20 protein-coding genes are annotated in these 21,352 nt (G+C 71.9%); 8 read left to right on the top strand and 12 right to left on the bottom strand.

The window, feature by feature from the left end:
• Positions 1 to 178 precede the first annotated feature (178 nt).
• From CLV43_RS17725 to CLV43_RS17705, 5 genes are all read left to right on the top strand, one after another.
• Positions 179 to 1,543 (top strand): cytochrome P450, encoded by a 1,365-nt coding sequence (locus CLV43_RS17725; RefSeq protein WP_106188329.1) that lies wholly within the window; start codon positions 179 to 181, stop codon positions 1,541 to 1,543.
• Positions 1,540 to 2,481, top strand: a complete 942-nt coding sequence (locus tag CLV43_RS17720; RefSeq protein WP_106188328.1) for a terpene synthase family protein — start codon at positions 1,540 to 1,542, stop codon at positions 2,479 to 2,481. The genes CLV43_RS17725 and CLV43_RS17720 overlap by 4 nt, the downstream gene beginning before the upstream one ends.
• An 8-nt stretch (positions 2,482 to 2,489) precedes the next feature.
• Positions 2,490 to 3,830, top strand: a complete 1,341-nt coding sequence (locus tag CLV43_RS17715) for a cytochrome P450 (protein WP_106188327.1) — start codon at positions 2,490 to 2,492, stop codon at positions 3,828 to 3,830.
• Positions 3,831 to 3,875: 45 nt separating this feature from the next.
• A complete protein-coding gene (locus tag CLV43_RS17710) occupies positions 3,876 to 5,411 on the top strand; it encodes a prenyltransferase/squalene oxidase repeat-containing protein (RefSeq protein WP_106188326.1) in 1,536 nt (511 codons plus the stop codon).
• A gap of 71 nt (positions 5,412 to 5,482) precedes the next feature.
• Positions 5,483 to 5,662, top strand: coding sequence for a hypothetical protein (locus CLV43_RS17705; protein WP_106188325.1), 180 nt, complete (start codon positions 5,483 to 5,485; stop codon positions 5,660 to 5,662).
• A 22-nt stretch (positions 5,663 to 5,684) separates the two neighbouring features.
• Here CLV43_RS17705 and CLV43_RS17700 read toward each other — a convergent pair whose 3' ends face one another.
• The 4 genes from CLV43_RS17700 to CLV43_RS17685 all read right to left on the bottom strand — a co-directional run bounded on the left by CLV43_RS17700 (position 5,685) and on the right by CLV43_RS17685 (position 12,368).
• Positions 5,685 to 8,486 (bottom strand): glycoside hydrolase family 2 TIM barrel-domain containing protein, encoded by a 2,802-nt coding sequence (locus CLV43_RS17700; protein ID WP_245886615.1) that lies wholly within the window; start codon positions 8,484 to 8,486, stop codon positions 5,685 to 5,687.
• 298 nt (positions 8,487 to 8,784) lie between these two features.
• Positions 8,785 to 10,419 carry a bifunctional 3-(3-hydroxy-phenyl)propionate/3-hydroxycinnamic acid hydroxylase gene (locus CLV43_RS17695; protein ID WP_106188324.1) on the bottom strand — a complete coding sequence of 545 codons (1,635 nt, stop codon included), beginning with the start codon at positions 10,417 to 10,419 and terminating at the stop codon, positions 8,785 to 8,787.
• Between the two features lie 80 nt (positions 10,420 to 10,499).
• The gene (locus CLV43_RS17690; RefSeq protein ID WP_245886614.1) at positions 10,500 to 11,342 is read right to left on the bottom strand and encodes a dioxygenase family protein; all 843 of its coding nucleotides are present in this window, start codon (positions 11,340 to 11,342) and stop codon (positions 10,500 to 10,502) included.
• A 36-nt stretch (positions 11,343 to 11,378) separates the two neighbouring features.
• The gene (locus CLV43_RS17685) at positions 11,379 to 12,368 is read right to left on the bottom strand and encodes an amidohydrolase family protein (RefSeq protein WP_106188323.1); all 990 of its coding nucleotides are present in this window, start codon (positions 12,366 to 12,368) and stop codon (positions 11,379 to 11,381) included.
• A gap of 125 nt (positions 12,369 to 12,493) precedes the next feature.
• Here CLV43_RS17685 and CLV43_RS17680 point away from each other — a divergent pair, with 125 nt between their 5' ends.
• Entirely contained in the window at positions 12,494 to 12,973 is a 480-nt protein-coding gene (locus CLV43_RS17680) for a MarR family winged helix-turn-helix transcriptional regulator (protein ID WP_106188322.1), read from the top strand.
• On the opposite strand, the gene CLV43_RS47820 is transcribed toward CLV43_RS17680, so the two are convergent.
• From CLV43_RS47820 to CLV43_RS17645, 7 genes are all read right to left on the bottom strand, one after another.
• A complete protein-coding gene (locus tag CLV43_RS47820) occupies positions 12,970 to 13,425 on the bottom strand; it encodes a hypothetical protein (protein WP_170155886.1) in 456 nt (151 codons plus the stop codon). The genes CLV43_RS17680 and CLV43_RS47820 overlap by 4 nt on opposite strands.
• Positions 13,426 to 13,450: 25 nt before the next feature.
• On the bottom strand, positions 13,451 to 14,056 hold the full coding sequence (locus CLV43_RS17670) for a TetR/AcrR family transcriptional regulator (protein ID WP_106188321.1): 606 nt from the start codon (positions 14,054 to 14,056) through the stop codon (positions 13,451 to 13,453).
• A 72-nt stretch (positions 14,057 to 14,128) separates the two neighbouring features.
• Positions 14,129 to 14,995 carry an ATP-binding cassette domain-containing protein gene (locus CLV43_RS17665; protein ID WP_106188320.1) on the bottom strand — a complete coding sequence of 289 codons (867 nt, stop codon included), beginning with the start codon at positions 14,993 to 14,995 and terminating at the stop codon, positions 14,129 to 14,131.
• Positions 14,992 to 15,390 carry a GntR family transcriptional regulator gene (locus CLV43_RS17660; RefSeq protein ID WP_211304432.1) on the bottom strand — a complete coding sequence of 133 codons (399 nt, stop codon included), beginning with the start codon at positions 15,388 to 15,390 and terminating at the stop codon, positions 14,992 to 14,994. Before CLV43_RS17660 ends, CLV43_RS17665 begins: the two co-directional genes overlap by 4 nt.
• Before the next feature lie 47 nt (positions 15,391 to 15,437).
• Positions 15,438 to 16,424 (bottom strand): ABC transporter permease, encoded by a 987-nt coding sequence (locus CLV43_RS17655; protein ID WP_106188318.1) that lies wholly within the window; start codon positions 16,422 to 16,424, stop codon positions 15,438 to 15,440.
• Positions 16,421 to 17,167 (bottom strand): ABC transporter ATP-binding protein, encoded by a 747-nt coding sequence (locus tag CLV43_RS17650; RefSeq protein ID WP_106188317.1) that lies wholly within the window; start codon positions 17,165 to 17,167, stop codon positions 16,421 to 16,423. Before CLV43_RS17650 ends, CLV43_RS17655 begins: the two co-directional genes overlap by 4 nt.
• A 267-nt stretch (positions 17,168 to 17,434) precedes the next feature.
• On the bottom strand, positions 17,435 to 18,400 hold the full coding sequence (locus tag CLV43_RS17645) for an SMP-30/gluconolactonase/LRE family protein (protein WP_146174790.1): 966 nt from the start codon (positions 18,398 to 18,400) through the stop codon (positions 17,435 to 17,437).
• A 126-nt stretch (positions 18,401 to 18,526) separates the two neighbouring features.
• Between CLV43_RS17645 and CLV43_RS17640 the strand changes: the two genes are divergently transcribed.
• Complete coding sequence (locus CLV43_RS17640; protein WP_342749789.1) at positions 18,527 to 18,955, top strand: winged helix-turn-helix transcriptional regulator; 429 nt, start codon at positions 18,527 to 18,529, stop codon at positions 18,953 to 18,955.
• Between the two features lie 116 nt (positions 18,956 to 19,071).
• Here the strand turns inward: CLV43_RS17640 and CLV43_RS17635 are convergent, their stop codons facing one another.
• Complete coding sequence (locus tag CLV43_RS17635) at positions 19,072 to 20,493, bottom strand: pyridoxal phosphate-dependent decarboxylase family protein (protein WP_106188315.1); 1,422 nt, start codon at positions 20,491 to 20,493, stop codon at positions 19,072 to 19,074.
• Between the two features lie 143 nt (positions 20,494 to 20,636).
• Between CLV43_RS17635 and CLV43_RS17630 the strand changes: the two genes are divergently transcribed.
• Positions 20,637 to 21,224, top strand: a complete 588-nt coding sequence (locus CLV43_RS17630; RefSeq protein ID WP_106188314.1) for a TetR/AcrR family transcriptional regulator — start codon at positions 20,637 to 20,639, stop codon at positions 21,222 to 21,224.
• Positions 21,225 to 21,352: the final 128 nt, after the last annotated feature.

Below are 21,352 nucleotides of genomic sequence, written 5' to 3'. Positions count from 1 at the left end.
GTGGTTCAACCGCGTGCCGCGCCTGCCTCCCTAGCCTCGACGGGAGGCACCACCACGGTTCACCGCCCGACGATAGGAAACCGCTCCACCGGGCATACGCGATCCCGGCGTGCCCGATGGTGGCGAATATTCGACAACCGGCGCGCGACGCGGTCGCGCACAACCTGGGGGTCCGCCGATGAGAAGCCCGAGTCCGGTCGGAGCAGCGGGTGCGCCGGGCCGGTGGCCCGTCGTGGGCCACGCGCCCGCGCTCATCGCCAGGCGCCTGGAGTTCCTGTCCTCGTTGCCGTCGGTCGGCCAGGTCGTCGAGGTCCGGCTCGGGCCGATCCCCGCCTACGTCGTCACCGACCCCGCCGTGGCCCACCAGCTGCTGGTGCCCGGCGACCGGGACTACGACCGCGGCAGGCTGATGACCAAGGCGAGCGCGTGGTTCGGGGACTCCCTGCTCACGTCCTACGGCACCGCCCACCAGCAGCAGCGCAGGTCCCTGAGGTCGGCGTTCACCAACGAGCAGGTCGCGTCCCACGTCGACCACGTCCGCGACTCCACGACGGCGCTCGTCGAGTCCTGGACGGCGGACGAGGTGCTCGCGGTGGACGAGCAGATGAAGGACCTGGCGCTGACCAACACCGCGCAGAGCCTCTTCTCCACCGACCTCACCGCGGCGAACCTGGAAAGTCTCCGGCTCCACATGCCCGCGCTGTTCAAGAGCGTCCTCTTCCGCACGATCCTGCCCAGCGGACTGGAGCGGATGCCGACGGTCGGGAACTTCCGCTTCAAGAAGGCCATGCGGAGCCTGGACGGCGTCGTCGGCACCATCATCTCCGCGCGGCGTGCGCGCGGCGAGGACGCGCACGGCGACCTCCTGGGGTCGCTCCTCGCGGCGCAGGACGACCACGGGCACGGGCTGTCCGGTCGGCAGGTCCGGGACCACGTCATGACGATGCTGGTGGCCGGGAGCGAGTCCACCGCCGCGGTGCTGAGCTGGGCGCTGTACGAGATCTTCCGGAACCCGGACATCGCCCGCCGGGTGCGCGAGGAGCTGGCGACCGTCCTGGCGGGGCGCGCGCCCGCCGCCGCCGACGTGTCCTCCCTGACCTACCTGAACAACGTGGTCAGCGAGACCCTGCGGCGCTACCCCGTCCCGTTCATCATGCGCCGGACGCTGAAACCGGTGCGCCTGGGCGAGGTCGAGCTCCCCGCCGGGGCCGAGATCGTCTACAGCCCGCACCTGCTCCACCACGACCCGCGTTGGTTCCCGCAACCACGGCGGTTCGACCCCGACCGGTGGTCGCCCACGGGCCACGGCGCGGCCACCAAGGGCTGCTACCTCCCCTTCGGCGCGGGCGCGCACGTGTGCATCGGGAAGAAGATGGCACTGGTGGGCCTCACCACGACCCTCGCCGTGATCTGCTCCCACTGGCGGCTCGAACCCGTTGCCGGGCAACGGATCCGCGAGGTGGCGACCGGGACCGTGCACCCGAACCGGATGCCGATGATCCCTCGGCGACCGGCCGCCGACGCCCGTGAGCAGACCGGATGACCGCCGCCCAGGGCACCCCGACGCTCGTCCTGCCCTTCGACGCCGGTCGCTACGAGCCGGAAAGCCTGGTCCGGCACCGGGCCCGCGAGGTTCGCGAGCGCTTGGAGGCCGCCGGGCTGGGGCACTTCGTGCAGGGCGACGACGTCATGGTCGACCTGATCTGCCGCACGTCACCCCAGGCCGAGGCCGACACGATCGGGCCGGTCGCCGAGTGGCTGCTGTGGCTGTTCCCGCTGGACGACCTCTGCGAGGACGTCTTCGCGGGGAGCACCACGGGCGCTCCCGCGGACCTGGCGGCCACCGGGTTGCCGCGTGCGGTCACCGCCGGGATGGACGGGTTCCGCGAGGACGTCACGGCGCGCATGAGCCCCGGTTGGGGCGAGAGGTTCCGGCGGGACTTCGACTCCTACCTGCGCCACGCGATCCGGTTCGCGGGGACGTCGACCGCGGACGACCTCCCGGAGCCGGCGGAGTTCCTGGTGCTGCGCAGGGAGGAGGGCGCGGCCAAGCCGACCATCCACCTCGTCGAGGTCGTCGCGCGGACCGATCTGCCCGAGGAGTTCCGGGGCTCCGCCGCGTGGCGCGGACTCCACGACGCGTGCGCCGATGTGCTGACGTGGACCAACGACATCTACTCCTACCGGAAGGAACGGCGCTCGGGGAGCCGGTTCAACCTCGTCGACGTGCTCGTCCGGCACGCCGACCTGCCCGAGCACGACGCCCTCGCCCGCGCGGTCGACATGACCAACGCGAAGGCGCGGGAGTTCGTGGCGCTGGTGGCAGAACTGCCGCGCACCAAGGAGTTCGCCTCCCTCAGCGAACGGGACAGGTCGGGCGTGCTGCGCTGCGTCACGGGAATGGGGTACTGGATGCGCGGGCAGTACGACTGGTTCGTGATCACGAGCCCGGCCCGCTACCAAGTGCTCCCGCGCGGGTAGGCGCCGTGATGCCGGGCTCCACTACGCACCCAGCACTTCCCGCCGCCCTGCCGGTGCTCGGTCACCTCCCGTGGCTGCGGTGGCGTCCGCTGGAGTTCCTGGAGCGGCAGCGGACCGCGGGCGCGGTGGCGCCCTTCCTGCTGCGCGGCCACCCCGCCTACCTGGTCAACGACCCCGATCTGGTCTGGAGCCTGCTTACGGAGCTCTCCGGCCAGGTCGGTCGCGGCACGACGGGGGACAAGACCCGCGCGTTGACGGGCAACGGGCTGGGCAGCTCCGACGGCGAGTTCCACCGGCGGCAACGGCGGCTGGTGCAACCGGTGTTCCACCACGAGCAGGTCGCCTCCTACGTCCCGCTCCTGCGGCAGGCGGCGGAAGCGCAGGCCGCGCGGTGGCGGGACGGCGGGACGGTCGACCTCGTCCGGCAGATGCTGGTCGTCGCCACCACCGGGGTGCTCACGAGCCTCTTCGGCGTGCGGTCGCCCGAGGGCATGGCGGACGACGTGTCCGCGGCGCTGCCCACGTGCCTCGACATCGCCTCCCGGATCGCGCTCGCCCCGGTCAAGCTCGTGACGAAGCTGCCGACCCCCGCTCGCAGGCGCTACACCGCCGCGCTCGGCCGGCTGCACGCGATCGCCGACGCGCTGGGCGCGCACCAGCCCGAACGGCCCGCCGGTGCCGGTACCGACCTGCTGGGCAGGCTCCGGGACGCCCAGGCGCAAGGGGTGCCGGGGCTGGACGACCGGCAGATCCACGACGAGATCATGACGATGCTGGTGGCCGGGGTCGAGACGACCGCGACCACGGTGTGCTGGGTCTTGCACCTGCTGGGCCTGAACCCGGACAGCGAAGCCCTGGTGCGCCAGGAGGTCGAGGACGTCCTGCGAGGCCGACCGGTCGAAGCCGACGACCTCCCGGAGCTGGAGCGCCTGCGCCGCGTCGTCAGCGAGGCCCTGCGGCTGTTCCCGCCGGTGTGGCTGGTCCGCCGCCGGGCCACGGCACCCCTGAGCCTCGGCGGCCGGGACATACCCGTCGGCGCCTCGGTGTACTACAGCCCCTACGCGCTGCACCGGGATCCCCGCTGGTACCCGGACCCCGAGCGGTTCGACCCCGACCGGTGGCTGCCGGAACGGCGGGGCGCACTGCCCCGCGGCGCCTACTGCCCGTTCGGCGCCGGAGTGCACCGGTGCGTCGGCGAGGCCTTCGGGGTCACCGAGGTCATGACGATCCTCGCGAGCCTGCTCCCGCACTGGCGGGTCGTGCCCGCCTCGTCGCGGGCCGTCCGGCCGAAGGCGGTCGTCACGCTGCGGCCGGAACGGATGCCGGTCGTCGTCCGCCGCCGCCCCTGAACCAGCACCCGTCGCGCCCCACCCGAGCACCCAGCGAGGTCCGCCATGCGCCCCCTTTCCCACCACGGCGGCGAACCGTGGCCGTCGTCGTCAGTTCCAGACTCGCTCGGGGACGCGACGGCCCGGCTGTCCCGGTACGTCGCCTCGCACGTGGACCCCGATGGCGCGGTCCGGTTCCCCTGCCACGGCCGTCCGCTGGAGACCGCCCTCCTGCTGCGCCTGCTGCAGAGCACCGGGCAGCCGTTCGACCGGCAGACCCGCTACCTGCGCTCCCTTCCCACGGGCACCGAACCGTTCGACCTGGCCATCGCCCAGGCCGCCCTGTCCCGGGGCGGAGGGCCCACCGGTGAGCTGCGCGCGAGCGTGGTCGCCAAGTGCCCCGACTTCACCGGTCCGCGCAAGCGCGCCCTGCTGGACGGGGTGTTCGCGGTGCTCGGCGAGTCCGCCGCCGCCGACCGGGCCTACCGGGACGTCCTGCGCCGCGACGGTCTGCACTCCTGGGCGCAGGTCCAGGTCACGGCGTTGAAGGGCGTCCTGACCGGCTCGCTCGCCGACGAGGACGCCCACGTCCTGCTGGCCACCCAGCGCTCGCCCGAGGTCTGGGAGGGCAACCTGCTCATCCACCTGTTCACCCTGCACGCCCTGCAACGGTTGCCCGGCACCGAGACCGTGGTCGCGGACGGGATCCGCAAGGCCCTGCGGCACGTGCGGTCCGACGGCGGCGTCCCGTTCGTCACCGACACCGACACGTGGTGCACGGTGACCGCCGGGGTCGCACTGGCGGCGGCCGGTGCCCCGGAGCCGGTGCTGGACCGGATCGCCGCGCGCCTAGTCCGGAGCCAGCTGCCGGGCGGCGGCTGGTCGGTCACCGACGTCGCGCTGCAGACGGACGTGGACGACACCTCGGTCGCCCTGCAGTTCCTCCAGTCCCGCACCGGGAACGCGAGCGACCAGGCGGTCAAGCGCGGACTGGCGTCGCTGCTGGCCGTGCGGCATCCGCGGGGCGGTTTCCCCACCTACGTCCGGGACTCCGCGCCCGAGGCGTGCATGACGGTCGCCGCGCTCGACGCCTTCACCTACGACCGCACGCAGCACCGGCAGGTCCTCGCGGACGGGTTGTCCTTCCTGGCCGACGAGCAGCTGGCGGACGGCACCTTCCCGCCGGACTGGAGCAGCAGCCTGCTGCACACCGTCTTCCGGGCCGTGCTGATGGCGTCCCGGATCCCGGACGGACCCGCGGGCCGGATCGCCGCGCGGGGGTTGGACTTCGTGCTCGGCGGCCAGAACGACGACGGCGGCTGGGGCCAGCGCGCCGACAGCCCCAGCGACCCGATCAGCACCTCCTACGCCGTCATGGCCCTGTGCGCGCAGGACGACCCGCGCCCCGCGGCCGAAGGGGTCCGGTTCCTGCTGCGGCACCAGCAGGAGGACGGGAGCATCCCCTCCGTCAGCGACTCCATCGGCCCGCGGCCCTTCATCTTCCACGTGCCGCTGCTGGCCGACGTCTTCGCGCTCATGGCCCTCGGCCACGTGACCAGGCGGTTCGGCGGTCCTCCCGAGCTGCCCGGCCGGGCGTGGTAGAGCCTGCTCCACCGGCGATCCGGGTGTTGAGGGGCTCAGCGGAGCGGCGTCCGATCACTAGCGTTTGGGCCATGACGAACACCAAGACCTCGCGCAAACACCCGGTTCTCCTCTGGACGACGCTCGTCGTGGGCGGCCTCTGCAACGCGGCCGCGTCGCTGCTGGGCCTGGGCGTCGCCGTCAGCATCCCCTTCGGTCTGCTGACGGTCGCCTGCATCGTCGGCCTGGTCACCCACTACCGCGGTCGTTGAGGACACGACCGCCCGTCCGCCGTCACGCGTCGAAGCGGAAGTGCAGGGAACGGTGGTAGTTCCCGGCGGCCGCGTTCGGCGCGCTCTCCGGACCCAGCTGGCCCACGTCGTGGAACTTGTTCCCGATCGGGGGAATCCCGTCCAGGAACGACAGACCGCCCGCGGGGTAGGGGGCGGTGGCGTGCAGGGGATCGGGCCCGACGGCGGGGGTGAACAGCCGCAGGAACAGGCCCTCCTGCTCGGACACCACGGTGATGGTGCCCTCGGAGGTGGCCAGCGCGGCCCAGCACACGTTGGCGTGGTACCCCTTGAACTGGGGGTACTGCCACTTGCTCGCGCCGACGGCCGTGTCGTTGTACGCCTTGGCCCACACGTCGGGCGTCGCACCGCGCCTGCGGTTCTTGTACACGTTGTGCGGCCCGTCGCCGAGCCACGTCACACCGCGCACCTTCGCCTCGGGGTAGTCGAAGCTCACGCCGAGGAAGTCGTGGTTCCCGGTGCGGTGGTAGTCGTACTCCAACCGCAACCAGCCGTTGGAGTCCAGGCGCCACCGCACCGAGGTCAGGTCACCGCTGTAGTCGGCCCGCACCACCCACCCGGTGCCGTCGCGGAAGTGCTGGAGACCGGTCAGCTCGGCCGTCCCGACCGCCAACGCCGGACCGTTGGCCAGCGACACGGCCACCCCGTCGCGGGTCACGCCCACCAGCCGCCCGGAGGACTTGCCGACGGTGATCCGGGTCGACCCGGCCGTCATCGTCACGGTGGTGGCGTCCTCGGTCGCGGTGACGCTCCCCGACACGGGCACCACCAGCCGCGCGGCGTGCTCGGGTGCCTTCCTGATCCGCCACGTCCACGCGCTGACGACCCGGCCGGTCCGGTCCGTCGCGGTCAGGCTCAGCGCGTCGGCGCCCGTCCACGTCGAGGGCAGGCCCAGTGCCACGGCCCCCTTGGCGCCGGGCGCGACGTCGGGTCCGGCGACCGTGCCCTCGGCGACGACCGCGTGGCCCGCGCCGCCGCCGGGAGCCGCGAACGCCAGCAGCCGCCAGGTGAACGAACAGCGGTCGAGGTTGGTGAAGTCGTACCTGTTGACGACCTTCACCGTCTTGTCGAACGCGCTCGGGAACGTCGTGGCGTAGTAGTCGGGGCTGGCCAGCTGCACCGGCGACCAGATGTCCTTGACCGTGTGGTAGCTGGCCTCCTTCTCGCGGAACGGGCCCAGGATGCCGTCCGGCGCCAGGTTCCCCGCGGTGTCGAGGGCTCCGCCGCGGTCGTCGCGCACGACGCTCTCGTCGACGAACGACCAGATGAACCCGCCCGCGGACCGCTGCGCGCCACCCATGACCTTCCAGTAGTCGTTCAGGCCCGCGCCCGCGCCTCCGTCGTAGAGGCCGTGCAGGAACTCGGTCGGCATGAAGACGGCACTGCCCGCCGCCTTGGCGACCGTGCTGGAGTAGGACTGGTAGTGGCTGGTGTCGACCCCGCTGAAGGTGGTCCACGGGTGCAGCACCTTGCGCTTCTGCGGGTCGTGCAGGGCGAAGTCGTCGTCCAGGGCGGTGTTCCAGCCGCCCTCGTTGCCGTTGTCCCAGAACAGGATGGACGGGTGGTTCACGTCGCGGGTCACCGTCGCGGCCACCAGCGGCGCGCCGACGCCCTCGTCGTAGCGCTTCTGCCACCCCGCCAGCTCGTCGAGGACGTAGAGCCCCAGCTCGTCGCACAGGTCGAGGAAGAAGCCGTCCGGCGGGTAGTGCGACATCCGGACGGCGTTCATGTTCATGTCCTTCATCAGCCCGATGTCCTGCCGGGCGAGCCGCGGGCTGGACGCGCGGCCCAACGTGGGCCAGAACGTGTGCCGGTTGGCGCCCTTGAGCACGACCCTGCGCCCGTTGACGTAGAGCCCGTCGCCCGCGCGGACCTCGACCGTGCGGAACCCGAACCGCACGCCGGTGGTGTGCAGGGCCGTGCCCGCGCCGTCGGTCAGCGTCACCTCCACCTGGTGCAGGTTCGGCGTCTCGGCCGTCCACAGCAGGGGTTGTGCCGCGGTCGTGGTGATGGTCGCCCTGGTCGCGCCCGCGGCGACCGCCACCGAGAACGGCTCACCCACGGGGGAGCCGTCCGGGCGCCTGATCAGCCCGGTGACCCGTCCGGGCGCGGTGACGCCCGCGAGCACGACGTCGGCGCCGAACGTCCCGTCGGCCCGCGCGTCGACGGCGACGCGGTCGACGTGCGCGGCCGGACGGGCCTCCAGCCACACCGGGCGGAAGATGCCGCCGAAGTTCCAGTAGTCGCCCCGCCGTTCGGCGTTGTTGACCGAGTTGTCCGCGGACTCCTTGCTGACCGTCACCTCGAGCAGGTTGGTGTGGCCGAGTTCCAGCAGGGACGTGACGTCGTAGCGGAACCGGTAGAAGCCGCCCTGGTGGGTCGGCCCAGCGGAGACCCCGTTGACGCGCACGTCGGTGTCGGTCATGGCCGCCTCGAAGACCAGGAAGACCCGCCGGTCCGCCCACGAGGCGGGCGGGGTGAAGGAGCGCCGGTACTCGCCCTTCTCGTCGGGCACCAGCGCGGAGCCGTAGTTGTAGCTGCCGAAGCCGTGGAACTCCCAGTTCGACGGGGTGGGGATGGTGCTCCACACCCCGCCGCGCCGCCCCGCGGTGACCCGGAAGTCCCAGTCCACCGTGTTGTCCGCGTCGGTCCCGGTGAGGAGCAGCTCCTCCGTCACGGGTGTGCCGGGCGCCGCGCCCGCGGGTCCGGCGAGCGGGACGCCGATCGCGGAGAGACCCGCCGCGCCCACCCCCGCCGCCAGCAGACTGCGTCGTTTGATCTCCACGTCGACCCTTCCCTAGCGCGTCGCGGGCGTGGCGCGGCTCCGCGACCAGGGCGGGTGGCAACGGTGCCGGGGCGGTCAGAATCTGTGGAAGCGCTCTCACCGCCCGGTGGCCACTGTTCCAACGGCGTGCTTCCCCGTCAACCCCTCCATGGGACGGACCCCGCCGCTCCTCCGATCGACCGGATCCCTTGGGGGTAAGCGCATTCCTGTCAGACCGGGGTCGAGGTCATCCGGTCAGGCGGACGGATGTCCACAAAGGAGGCCCCCGGCCGAGGGCGGGGATCCCGGGGCCCGCGGTTCACCGCCGCGCCGCCGGAGTGGTCGTCCCGGTCCGCCATCCCGCCGCGGCGAGGGAGGCGGCGAGCTCGTCGACCAGCGCGGGCAGGTCCTCGATCTTCTCCGCGGTCCCGAAGACGTAGTGGTCGGGCCGTTCGACGTAGGCCTTGCGGCCGTTCGCCCGGAACCACCGGTCGTAGTCGATGTCGAGGTCGACGAGGGCGCCCTCGGCCGCGCCGGGGGTGACGTGCGCGAACCGCACCCCGAGCCGGTCGAGGAAACGGCGCTGCTCCGGGGTGAAGATCGTGCGGTCCACCCGGTGCCTGCTGACGATCCGCCACCCCGGCCCGACGGCGTCGTCCAGCCGCTCGACGGCGCCGGACTTGACCACCCGCGCCTGCAGCCCCGGCCTGCCGTCGCCGCCGGTGGCCTCGATGGAGCCCGGCCAGTCCGACGACACCACGATGCCGTCCCCGAGCCGGGGGAAGATCGGCGGAGGTGGCAGCTCGCCCGCCCGGATCGCGGCGTCGCGGGCGGCGGCCGCGGCCGGGTCGGTCATCGTGACCATCTCCCCCGTGGCGATCGACCGCTGGGTGAGGTCGAGGACGTGGGGCTCGCGCTCGCTCTGGTAGGTGTCGAGCAGGGACTCGTCGGCCTGGTCGCGGAGCACGGCGGTGAGCTTCCAGCCCAGGTTCACCGCGTCCCGGATGCCGGAGAGCATGCCCTGGCCCATGAACGGCGGCTGGGTGTGCGCCGCGTCGCCGAGCAGGAGCACGCGGCCGCGCCGCCACTGCTTCGCCACCGTGCTGCGGAACTCGTACACGGCGCGCCGGATGATGGTGGCGTCGGACGGGGTGACGCCCCAGGTCGCGAGCAGGCTCCACGCGAAGTCGTCGCGCTCCAGGGACTCGCGGGTCTCGCCCTCCAGCGTCGCGTACTCCCAGCGCGACCAGCGGGCCCCGTTCCAGCGGCCGCCGAGCACCGGCCGCGCGGGGTCGAGCACCTGGTACACCTCGGGCAGCGCCACCAGGTCCCGGTCGGGGTCGACGTGCTCGACGTCGAGCACCAGGTCGGGGTGCGGGAACTCGCCGAGCTCGTCGAGACCGATCCCGAGTGCGCGACGCACGAAGCTGCCCGCGCCGTCGGCGCCGAGCACGTATCGCGCGCGGATCGACACCGGCTCGGCGGCCGGCTCCGCGCGGTACCGGGCGGTCACGGTGACGCCGTCCGCGTCCTGGGCGATCTCCGTCGCCTCGACCCCGAGCGCGACGCGGGCGCCGAAGCCCCGTGCGGCCCCGTCGACGATCGTCTCGATCTCGGGCTGGTAGGAGATGTAGTCGGGCTTCCAGCCGTGGCCGTCCTCGCCGACGTACAGGCTCAGCAAGGGCTGCCGTTGTGCGTCGACGAGCGCGAAGTCCACGACCGGTCGGGCGACGATCTCCACCTGCTCGCCGATGCCGAGCCCCTGGAAGGTCCGCAGCGTCTCCCCGTCGAGGTGACCGGCTCGCGGCAGGTTGTACAGCTTCGGGTGCTTCTCGATCGCGATGACGTCGAGACCCTGCTGCGCGAGCAGGGCCGCCGCGGTCATCCCCACCGGGCCGTAGCCGATGACGAGGACGTCGGCCTCGGTCTCCGGGGCAAGCGCGCCGTTGGACATCTCGTTCCCCTCCCCATGCGTGCCGGCCTCCCCGGCCGAGCTGTTATCGATATGTCCAAAGATTATCGATAATCTGGGGATCAGTGGTTGATCTGTGACGCCGGTCGCAGGACGAAGTCGTAGGTGAGGCTCCGGTGCGGCCGGTCGGGCTCGCGGGTGGTCGACTTGACCGCGGCGGCGGGGACGGCGCCCTCGACGGTGCTGGTGACGAGCGGGTCGCCGTCGAAGTAGATCTGGGTGGTCAGCGGCAGGCATCCGGCGGCGGAGACGATCGAGTGGATGTGCAGGGGCCGCATGCCCTGGAGCCGCAGGGCGTCGACGAGCGTGGTGAGCGGGGTGTCCGGGGGCAGCCCGAAGGTCTCGGTGCCGGGCATGACGGTGCGGAACTCGTAGCGGCCGTCGACGTCGGTGACGACCCTGGCCCGGAGGTTGTAGGTGGGGATGCCGGTGGAGTCGTTGGGGATGTCCAGGGGGAGGAAGGCGCTGCTGTCCACGCCGGAGTAGACGTCGTCGGCGTCGATCTGCCAGACGTCGAGCACGGCACCGGGCAGCGGGGTGCCTGCGGTGGTGCGCACGGTTCCGGACACCACAAGGGGTTCGCCGGGCTCGTCGGGGCGCATGGGGAGCACGGCGGGGCTGGGCAGGACGGGGGAGTCGGGGATGCGGGCGGGGCCCTCCATCTCCCAGTAGCTCGCTCCGTCCTTCTCCGGGTGGGCGTAGGAGGCGCCCGCGGTCGCCTTGAGGACGGTCTTGTAGAACAGGATGCTCGCGGCTTGCAGTTGGCCCGCGTCGGCGACCTGCCGCACCCAGTCGAGGGTGGCGAGCAGCTCGTCGAGGGTGACCTCGTGCTTGAGGATGACGTCGTCGACAGCGCGGCGCAGGTCGGCGAACACGACCTGCAGACGGCTTTCCGGTTCGGACAAGGGAGTTCGCTCCTCTGGTGGTGGTGTGCGGGAGGGTCAGCGCCGGATGCCGGCGACGAGCGCTTCCCAGTTGCGGTGGGCGACGCGGTCGCGGTCGTCGGCGCTGATCGGTGCTGTGTCGAGGAAGCGCCGCGCGGATCCGGCGCGCTCCTGGTTGAACGGGTAGTCGGAGGCGTACATGACCCGGTCGACGCCGACCGTCTCCAGCGTCCAGCGCAGGTACTTGTGGCTGGAGATGCCGCCGGGGGTGATGTGGACGTTGGTGCGGAAGTACTCCGCGACCGGGCGGCGCAGGTCGGTGACGCCGTCCAGGGCGGCGACGCGGTCGAGGTAGAACAGCACGACCTCGCCCCAGTGTCCGAGGACGACCTGGAGGTCGGGGAACCGGTCGAACACGCCGGAGACGATCATCCGCAGGACGGTCAGGCCCGCGTCGTAGTGCCAGCCGAACGTCCCGGTCGCCAGCAGGCTGTCCACCCGCTCGCCGAAACCGCGGTAGTAGGCGTCCTGGACGGCCCGGACGGGGACGCTGGGGTGCAGGTAGACGGGCGCGCGCAGGTCCTCGGCCGCCTCGTAGACGTCCCAGAACTCCGGCGCGTCCAGGCTTTTGCCGCGGGAGCTCGCGTTCACCAGGGCCCCGTTGAGCCCGAGCCCGGTGACCGCGCGCCGCAGTTCGTCGGCGGCGGCCGACGGCGCCGAGGTGGCGAGCGCCGCGAACCCCTGGAAGCGCTCGGGGTGGCGGCGCACGGCGGCGGCGATGACGTCGTTCGTGGGCGCCTGCAAGGAGACCGCTCGCGCGGTGTCGATGTCCTGCAGGCCCGGCGTCGTGAGGGACAGCACCGCGGTGTCGATCCCGGCGTCGTCCATGGCGGCGATCCGGGTGTCGTCGAGGTCCAGCAGCGCCGGGGTGGTGTCGCTGGCGACGGCCCACTTCATCATCGGCGCGGAGAGCGTCGGGTCGTGCCGCTTCCACGCGTCGACGACGTCGGCGGTGACGAAGTGCTCTTCGAGTCCGTACAGCTTCACGGAGGCTCCTCCACGTCGTCGTCCACGAAAGGCCGTTCCCGACCGTCACGTGAAATTTCAACTACGAACGTAGCGACGCTGACGTGAAGATTCAAGTCACGGTCGAAGGTCAGTAGACTGCGCGCATGTCCGATTCAGGGGAGTCCGAGCCGCGTTGGCTCGCCGGTGACCAGCTGGCGGCGTGGCGTGCGTTCATGAGGCTCCTCCAGACGCTGCCCGCCGTCCTGGGGGCCCAGCTCCAGCGGGACTCGAAGCTCAGCTTCATCGAGTACTACGTGCTGGCGCACCTGTCCGAGCAGCCCGAGCGCCGCCTGCGGATGAGCGAGCTCGCGATCCTGGCGGGCTCGGAGCTGTCCCGGCTGTCGCACATGGTCACGCGCCTGGAGAGCCGCGGCTTCGTGCGCCGCGAGCCCGACCCGCTCAACGGCCGGTACATCCAGGCGATCCTGACCGACGCCGGTCACGCCCACCTCGTGGACTCGGCGCCCGGACACGTCGGCCGGGTGCTGGACGTGTTCGTCGACGTCCTGGACCCCGACGAGCTGCGGACCCTGCACCGGATCTCCGACAAGGTGCACGCCCGCATGGAGCGCGAAGGCCGCTAGGCGTTCACGTGATCGGGTTTCGCCGCCTTCGGTCCGGTGAACCACCCGGCGTAGGTGAGCAGCAGGCCCATCACGGCCAGCGCGCCGAAGAAGACGCGGGCCAGGAGCACTCCGGTGGGCGAGAGCATGGTGGCCTCGACACCCGACTCGACCGTCGCGGGCGCGACGACCAGGAGGGCTCCGCGCAGGGCGACGAACCAGCCGAACAGCGACACGGTGACCGCGAGCGGTCCGCGCCAGCTGCGGTGGAGGCCGATGACGACCAGTCCGGCACCGAGCATGAGGGCGCCGAGCAGCAGCACCAGGATGGGCTGGGCGAACAGGTCGCCGATGGCGTCCAGCCCGTCGGGCAGGCGGATCGCGTAGACGGTGGTGAAGGTCGCGACGTAGGGGCCGATGACACGGGCGAAGGCCCTGGTGCGCTGCTGCGCTTCGACGGTGGCGGTCGACACGGTGCTCTCCTTTGTCCTCGGGTGCTTACTGGTCTCCCTCGACGGGCCGGCCCGGCCGGTAGCCGACCTGGTGGAGCACGGCGCGCAGGAACCGCTCGACCTCGTCGGCGGTGCCGGTGTCCGGTCGGGTGGCCAGGTGCTGCCACCCCGCTCCGGTGAGCACGTCCAGCACGACGTCCGGGTCGCTGTCGGCGGGCAGCAGACCCCGGGCGCGGGCGCGCTCGAACACCTCGCGGCGGGCCTGGTCGCGGTGCCGGCCGAACTGGTCGTGGTAGGCGCGGGCGAGCTCCGGGTTGTCCTCGATCGCCCCGTAGACGCGGCGCAGGAGACGGCGTTGGCGCGGGTCGGAGAGGACGAGGGTCCACCCGGCCACCAGCTGCTCGACGTCGACGATCCGCGGGCTCCGCGGGGGGTTGCCGTAGGCGGCCTCGAGCGTGGCGATCAGGAGCCGGGTCTTGTCCGGGAACCGCCGGTACACCGTGGCCCTGGTGACCCCGGCCCGCCGGGCGACCTGCTCGATGCTGGTCGCCTCCGCGCCGCGCTCGATGAACAGCTCCAGCGCGGCGCCCAGGATCGCCGCGTCGGCCTCCTTGCTGCGCGGGCGGCCGGGAGCGCGGTCGTCGGTTCCCATGGCCCTTACAATACAGTGCAGACCTGTATTGGAAATAGACCGAAGGGGGTGCGGGTCCGGTCGGGGTGGGGACTACCGGCGCCGGGCCGACGCGCGCCGCTCGCGTGACGCGCGCAGGTAGCCCATGGCCAGCGACTCCAGGTCGGGCTCCGAGTCCGCCCAGCCCTCCGGTACCGGTCCGGCGTCCCGCACGAGCAGGGTGGACTGGCGCTGGGTGCGGGTCGCGCTGACGAGCGTTCCCTCCACTGTGGACTCCCCGGTGGGCGGGCCGACCAGGATCCGGTGCCGCGCGAGGACTTCCTCGATGTCGCCGTCGACCTGGACCAGGCCGTCGTCGACCAGCAGGACGTGGTCGCACACCTCGCGCAGGTCGGCTAGCAGGTGCGAGGACATCACCACCGTGGTCTCGCGTTCGGCCACCTCGGTCATGATGATCCGCAGCGTCTCGTCGCGGGCCAGCGGGTCCAGGTCGGCCAGCGGCTCGTCCAGGAGCAGCAGCCGGGGGAGTCGTCCCAACGCCATCGCGATGGCCACCTGGGTCACGACGCCCCCGGACAGGGTGCCGACCTTCGCGTCGAGGTCGACGTCCGCCAGCAGCCCCAGCACCTCGTGGACCCGGTCGGTGGACCAGCGGTCGTTCATGGCCGCGCAGAAGCGCTCCAGCTCGCGCACCGTGAGATCGCGGTGCAGCGGCCGGTCCTGCGCCAGGAACGAGACGTCCGGGTGGATGCGGCCGCGGACGGGTGCGCCGAAGGTCCTCAGCTCACCGGTCGTCGGGCGGACGAGGCCCGCGGCCATGCGCAGCAGGGTGCTCTTGCCCGCGCCGTTCGGGCCGATCAGGGCGACGACCTTGCCCTCGGGGAGGGTGAAGGAGCAGTCGCGGACCGCCCAGCGGTCGCGGTATCGCTTGCCCACGGCGGTGGCGCTCAACGGGGTCATGATCGTTCCTCGGCGGGGTAGAGCTCGTCTCGGACTGCGGAGTACAGGGCGTCGACGTCCTCGACGGCGAGACCGCCGTCGCGCGCGTGGCCCATCCAGCCCGCCAGTTCCTGGCGGAGCGGCGCGTCGTCGCCGGTGGTGGCCGCTGAGGACAGCGACTTGGTCACGAACGTGCCCAGCCCGCGGCGGCCCTCCACCAGCCCCTCGCGTTCCAGCTCGCGGTAGGCCTTGTGGACGGTGTTGGGGTTGACGGCGGTCGCCTCCACCACCTCCCGCGCTGAGGGCAGCCGGTCACCGGGGTTGAGCAGTCCCAGGCGCATGGCTTGTTTGACCTGCTGGACGAACTGCATGTAGGTGGAGACCCCGGAGTGCCGGTCGATCCGGAACTCGATCACATCGGTCAGCATAGGTGCTCCCGCAGCTCAGGGCCTCCACCACACGCTCAGCTCTGGCGCCGCAACGCCCAGGCGGTGCCCACCAGCAGCAGGCCCGCCAGCACGCCGAAGACCGCCAGGTCGACCAGGTGCACCTGCCACGCCTGGCTCTCCGGGATGTAGTACGCGTACCTCTTGGCGAGCCCGGAGCGCGGCAGGCACGCCAGGAACTCCTCCTGGCTCGGCTTCGCGCCCGTCGGCGCCTTGCAGGCCTGGATCAGGGTCCGTGCCCGGTCTTCGGGGACCGGCAGTCCGGCGGCGTCGAGCCAGCCCCTGCCGAGCACCAGGCTGCCGTCCGTCTCCACGCCCAGGCTCTTGTCGCCCGTGGTCTCCATGCGCTGGGTGGGGGCGAAGCGGTCCACCACGGCGGACAGGGCGAACCGCATGGCGATGAACGCGGCGAGCCCCGCGGTCATCGCGACCAGGGTGCGGCGGGACACCACCCCGAGGAAGGTGCCGAGCGCGAAGGCGAACAGCGCGTAGCCGACGGGCGAGGCGTGGGCGATGCTGAAGTTGATGGCGTTGTAGGGGCCGTTGTTGAGCGGTCCCAACGCGCCCGCCGAGGACAGCCACCACCAGACCAGGTACTGCAGCACGGCCAGCACGATCACGGCGGGCACGAGCGCGACCACCAGCTTGCTGACCATCCACCGGGTGCGGCTCACCGACTGGGTGAAGGCCAGGACGTGCGTGCCCTGCTCCAGCTCGCGGGCGAAGAGCGGGGCACCGATGAACACGCCGACCAGGGCGGGCAGACCGAGGATCGCGGCCTGCCCCAGGTAGAACAGGTTGCTCCAGGCCGCCCGGAAGTCCGTCATCGCCTCGGACGCCGTGCAGTCCTTGACGTCCTGCGTCACGCACTGGGCGAGCCCGGTCGAGGTGATGGTGTCGACCATGTTCGACCGGAGCAGGACGATCGCGGCCGCGCCGACGACCAGCATTCCCAGCAGGGTGAGCAGCTGCAGGCGCTGCAGCCGCCACGAGGTCCAGATCATGCCGCTTCCTCCTGTGCAGCCGCACGCATGCGGTCGAGAGCCAGCTGTCCGAGCGGGACGCCGCTCGCGCTGAGGTCGCGGACGTCACCGGCCAGCAGGATCCGTCCGTTGTGGAGCAGGACGAGGTGGTCGCACACGCCTTCCAGCTCCGCCAGCACGTGCGAGGACAGCACCACCGTGATGTGCTGGTCCCTCGCCTCGGTGATCAGTGCGCGCAGCACGGTCTCGCGGGCCAGCGGGTCCAGCTCGGCCAGCGGCTCGTCGAGCAGCAGCAGCTTGGGGCGCTTGCCCAGAGCCAGCGCCAGGGAGACGCGGGTGCGCTGCCCGCCGGACAGGGTGCCGACCTTCGCGCCCATCGGCACCCCCGCCTGCGCGACCAGGTGCTCGGCGTAGCCCTGGTCCCAGGTCGGGTTGGTCCGCGCCCCGAACGTCAGCGTCTCGGTCACGGTGAAGTGCTGGTACAGGGGCTTCTGCTGGGCCAGGTAGGACACCGCGGGGTGCAGCCCCTTGCCCGTCGGGTGGTCGCCGAACACGGTGATCCCCCCGGTCGTCGGGCGCAGCAGACCGGTGATCAGCCCCATCAGCGTGCTCTTGCCCGCCCCGTTCGGGCCGACGAGGGCCACGACCCGGTTCCTCGGGATCACCAAGGTCGTCTCCCGCAGCGCCCAGCCCCGGCGGTACTTCTTGCCCACAGCACTGGTCACGACCGGAAGTGCCTGGTCGGGCTGCCTTCGCGTGTTCAAGGCCGTCTCCTTTCCGTCATCGGCTGCGGCCCAAGGTAACACCTTTCACTAGTGAAGTAGTAGATCGGTGAGATGCGCCTCGCGGAGGCAACCTCCGGACGGGAAGCGGCCACGCCCACGACTGTCCACTGTGGCCGGTGGGGCGACGGGCCGATCGGATGGCTGTCGTGACCGGTAGCCGGACCGCCGGTGGCAGCGCACACGCTGAGCGAGACCCGCCACGCCCTGGGCAAGACCGTGCTCACGTGGTGAACCGCGGCCGGGCGGTCAGCACAGCGGCAGGCTCGTGATGGTGAACACCGGACTGGTCAGCGGGGTGCCGTACAGGTAGGTGTCCATCTGGGAGTTGGTCACCAGCAGGCGGTTCCCGCTCACGGCGACGCCGGTGGTGGTGTCGGCGCCGGGGTAGGTGCGCACGGAGACGACGGTGGCGCTGGTGCTGTCGTCGGACAGGCGCATGGTGGTGACGGAGTTGTCCGTGGAGCGGGCCAGGTGGAGGGTGTTCCCGCGCAGCGCGAGGCCGTCGGCGCTGGGCAGGGCGGGTGCGGTGATCCTGCGGACCTCGCCGGTGGCGAGGGTGAGCCGGTAGAGCGCGCCGCTGTACCAGTAGCCGATGACCAGGAACCTGCCGTCGGGGGTGGCGACGACGCCGTTGCCGTTGGACTGGCCCGCCACGTAGTCCGGCAGGTGGTGGGCGACCTCCAGGGTCCGGTGGGTGCCGGTGGCGGGGGAGCGCACCTCGGCGGCCGGGATCCGGTAGACCACGGCGCGGAAGGAGTCGGTGACGTAGACGTCCCCGTTCGGGGTCACGGCCGCGTCGTTGACGAGGGTCGGCTCACCGGTGTCGGGGACGGTGTAGGCGGAGACGAGCTGCCCGGCGCCGGTGTAGACGAAGAAGCGCCCGGTGAAGGCTCCGGCGACGAGCAGTCGGTCGCCGGAGATCTTGATCCCGGTGGCCTGGGTGCGGCCGTCCTGGCCCGCGGGCAGGAACGGGTCGAGGGTCTTCGCCCCGCGGCGCCCGCGGTGGACGGCGCCGTCGCCGATGCTGGTGGTGTAGACGAAGTGGTCGTCGGCGGCGACGCTCTCGGGGAAGGCGTTGCCGCCGTTGACGGTGATCGTGCGGACGTCGTGGTCGTCGGCGGGCACGGCGGTGGCGGGGACGGCGAGTGCGGCCAAGGTGGCGGACGTCGCGGTGAGGGCGAGAAGTGCGCGTCGGGTACTGCGGCTGGACATCGGTTGGACCTTTCCGGTCGGCTCCGGGGGAGCTGTTCTCGTCGTGCTGGGTGACCTTCGAGGCCCAACCGTGTCCCCATGGCTCACCAAGGGGAAGTAGCCACCTTTTGGTAAGGTAGCCACCCAGTGGAGAGTGGAGAGGTGGGCGTGGTGGCGGACGGCGACGCTGTGATCAGGACGACAACGTCGTGGGACCCGTACACGCGGGGCTGCCCGTCGCGGGACCTGCTCGACCGGATCGGCGACAAGTGGTCGGTCCTCGTGCTGGGCGAGCTCATCGCGCAGGGGACCTGCCGGTTCACCCACCTGCGGAACCGGCTGTCGGGGGTCAGCGAGAAGATGCTCACCCAGACCCTGCGCGCCCTCGAACGCGACGGCCTGGTCCTGAGGACGGTCCACCCGGCGGTGCCGGTGCGCGTGGAGTACGAGCTGACCCCGTTGGCCGAGACGCTCCGGGTGCCGCTGAAAGCGCTCACGCAGTGGTCGGTGGACCACCTGGCGGAGGTCCTCACCGCCCAGGAGGCCTACGACACCCGCACCAAGCCCGCGGGCTGAGAGCCCGGTGCTCCCGGTCGGACAGGGCGAGCCGGGTGCGGACGTCGCCGCGTGCCAGCTGGTCGAGCGCTTGCTGGACGCGGTCCGAGGGCGGGATCCCGGGTGAGCGCCGGTGGTCAGCGGCGTTCGGCCGCCGTGCGCAGCACCTCCCACACCGCTGCCACGTCGCTCCGCTCGGTCCGCTCCGCTCCGATCGACACCCGGACAGACCACCGCCCGTCCAGCAGCGACGGCGTGATGAGCGTGGCGCCCGAGGCGTTGACCTCGTCGACCCAGGCGAGCGTGTGGGCGTCGAGCGCGTCGCCGTCGGTGATGCCCGCCGGTTCGTAGCGCATGCAGACGGTCTGGAGCGCGACGGGGGCCAACAGGCGCCAGCCCGGTGCGGCCTCGACCTGCTCGGCCAGCCAGCGGGCGTTGTCGAGGTCGCGCCGCAGCCGGTCCTGGATGGCCTCGACGCCGTCCAGGCGCAGCTGGAACCAGAGCTTGAGGGCGCGGAACCGCCGTCCCAGCGGGATGCCCCAGTCCTTGTACTGGGTGACCTCTCCGTCCACAGTGGAACGGAGGTAGGAGGGGTTGCTGGACATCACCCGCACCAGGTGGTCGGGGTCGGCGACGTAGAGCAGCGCGCAGTCGATCACGGTGCCCATCCACTTGTGCGGGTTCCACGACAGCGAGTCGACGCCCTCGACGCCGTCGATCATCCACCGCATCTCCGGCAGCAGCAGCGCCGAACCGGCCATCGCGGCGTCGACGTGCACCCACATGCGGTGCTCGGCGGCGATCCGGGTGATCTCGGCGAGCGGGTCCATGGCCGTGGTGCCGGTGGTGCCGAGGCCCGCCATCACCGCGGTGGGCCGCTTCCCGGCGGCCACGTCGGCCGCCACCGCCTCGGCCAGCGCCTTGGGCGACATCGCGCGGGTCCACGGGTCCGTCTCGACCAGGCGCAGGTTGTCCATGCCGAAACCGGCCAGCGCCACCGCTTTGGAGATGGAGGAGTGGGCGTGCTCGGTCGTGTAGACCGTCAGTGGCGCCTGTTCGGCCTGGAGGCCGCCGCGCGTCCCGGAGTAGTCGGTCGTGCGTTCACGGGCGGCCAGCAGGGCCAGGTGGCAGGCGCTGGACGCGGTGTCCTGGATGGACCCCCGCCACGACGCGGGCAGTCCGGTGAGCTCGCGCAGCCACTCGACGACGACCTCCTCGACCTCGGTCAGCGCCGGAGCGGACTGCCAGGTGATCCCCAGCGCGCCGAGACCGGACGCGGCGATGTCCCCCAGGACCGAGCTGAGCGTGGCGTTGGAGGGGAACCAGCCGAAGTAGCGGGGGTGCTGGACCTGGGTGATCCCCGGCACCACGACCCGGTCCAGGTCGCCCAGGACGGCGTCGAACCCCTCCGGTGCCGCCGGTGGCGCCGCGGGCAGCTGGGCCGCCACCTCTCCCGGCTTGACCCGCGCCTGGACCGGCAGCTCGGGGACGCGGGTCCGGTAGTCGGCGATCCAGTCGACCAGCTGATGGGCGGCGGCGCGGAATTCCTCGGGGTTCATGCGTTACCTCATCCGACGGTCACGGGCCGACGTCGACGATCGGGCCGACCTCGACGTGCAGGGCTTTGAGCTGCGTTGTTCTACGCTGGTAGAGTCAAGATACACCGACGTCGCAGGGGTTCGGCAGCAGAGCGGGGGAAATCTTGCCGAAGTTGGTCGACCACGCCGAACGCCGTCGCGCGATCCTCGAGGTGACGTGGCGCCTGATCGCCACGCAGGGGCCGGACGCCGCCACGATGCGCGAGATCGCGCGGCAGGCGGGCTACGCCAACGGCGCGCTCGTGCACTACTTCCCCAACAAGGAAGCGCTGATCGAGGCGGCCTACGTCTACGTGTCCGAGCAGACCGACCTCCGCATCCGCGCCGCCGCCTCCGGCAAGCGGGGGCTGGCCGCGTTGCGCGCGTTCCTCGTGGAGCTGGTGCCCACCAAGGAGGTCACCCTGCTCGAGGCCCGCATCGTCCTGCCGTTCTGGAGCCGCACCGTCACCGACGGGGCGTTGGCGCGCACCAGCGACGCCCGGATGCAGCGCTGGCGCGACGACATGGTGGTCCTGCTCGCCGAGGCCCGACGGGACGGCGAGGTGCGGACGGCCGTCCCCGACGCGGTGATCGCGGAACAGCTCCTGGCGATGGCGATGGGGATGCAGGTCCTCGCCCAGCTGCCCGACCACGCCACGACACCGGACCTGCAGCTGCGGGTGATCGAGGCGCACCTGGCCGCCCTGGCCTGAACGGCGGTCCGGCTCCACCACCGGTGGAACCGGACCTTGCGGCGTCAGGACTTGTAGTGGGGGTGGGGCGGTGTCGCCGGCCTCGGCGCAGGTGTCCCAGACCAGGCGGAAGATCGCCTCACCGTCGT

The organism is Umezawaea tangerina (assembly GCF_003002815.1).
GTDB classification, from domain to species: domain Bacteria; phylum Actinomycetota; class Actinomycetes; order Mycobacteriales; family Pseudonocardiaceae; genus Umezawaea; species Umezawaea tangerina.
The sequence above is the reverse complement of the archived record's forward strand: the minus strand, read 5'-3'. Positions and strand labels throughout refer to the sequence as shown.

Coding starts and splice junctions, on each gene's coding strand:
- CLV43_RS17725 (WP_106188329.1), top strand. CDS start 179: ATGAGAAGCCCGAGTCCGGTCGGAGCAGCGGGTGCGCCGGGCCGGTGG.
- CLV43_RS17720 (WP_106188328.1), top strand. CDS start 1,540: ATGACCGCCGCCCAGGGCACCCCGACGCTCGTCCTGCCCTTCGACGCC.
- CLV43_RS17715 (WP_106188327.1), top strand. CDS start 2,490: ATGCCGGGCTCCACTACGCACCCAGCACTTCCCGCCGCCCTGCCGGTG.
- CLV43_RS17710 (WP_106188326.1), top strand. CDS start 3,876: ATGCGCCCCCTTTCCCACCACGGCGGCGAACCGTGGCCGTCGTCGTCA.
- CLV43_RS17705 (WP_106188325.1), top strand. CDS start 5,483: ATGACGAACACCAAGACCTCGCGCAAACACCCGGTTCTCCTCTGGACG.
- CLV43_RS17695 (WP_106188324.1), bottom strand. CDS start 10,419: ATGTCCAACGGCGCGCTTGCCCCGGAGACCGAGGCCGACGTCCTCGTC.
- CLV43_RS17680 (WP_106188322.1), top strand. CDS start 12,494: ATGTCCGATTCAGGGGAGTCCGAGCCGCGTTGGCTCGCCGGTGACCAG.
- CLV43_RS17670 (WP_106188321.1), bottom strand. CDS start 14,056: ATGGGAACCGACGACCGCGCTCCCGGCCGCCCGCGCAGCAAGGAGGCC.
- CLV43_RS17665 (WP_106188320.1), bottom strand. CDS start 14,995: ATGACCCCGTTGAGCGCCACCGCCGTGGGCAAGCGATACCGCGACCGC.
- CLV43_RS17655 (WP_106188318.1), bottom strand. CDS start 16,424: ATGATCTGGACCTCGTGGCGGCTGCAGCGCCTGCAGCTGCTCACCCTG.
- CLV43_RS17645 (WP_146174790.1), bottom strand. CDS start 18,400: ATGTCCAGCCGCAGTACCCGACGCGCACTTCTCGCCCTCACCGCGACG.
- CLV43_RS17635 (WP_106188315.1), bottom strand. CDS start 20,493: ATGAACCCCGAGGAATTCCGCGCCGCCGCCCATCAGCTGGTCGACTGG.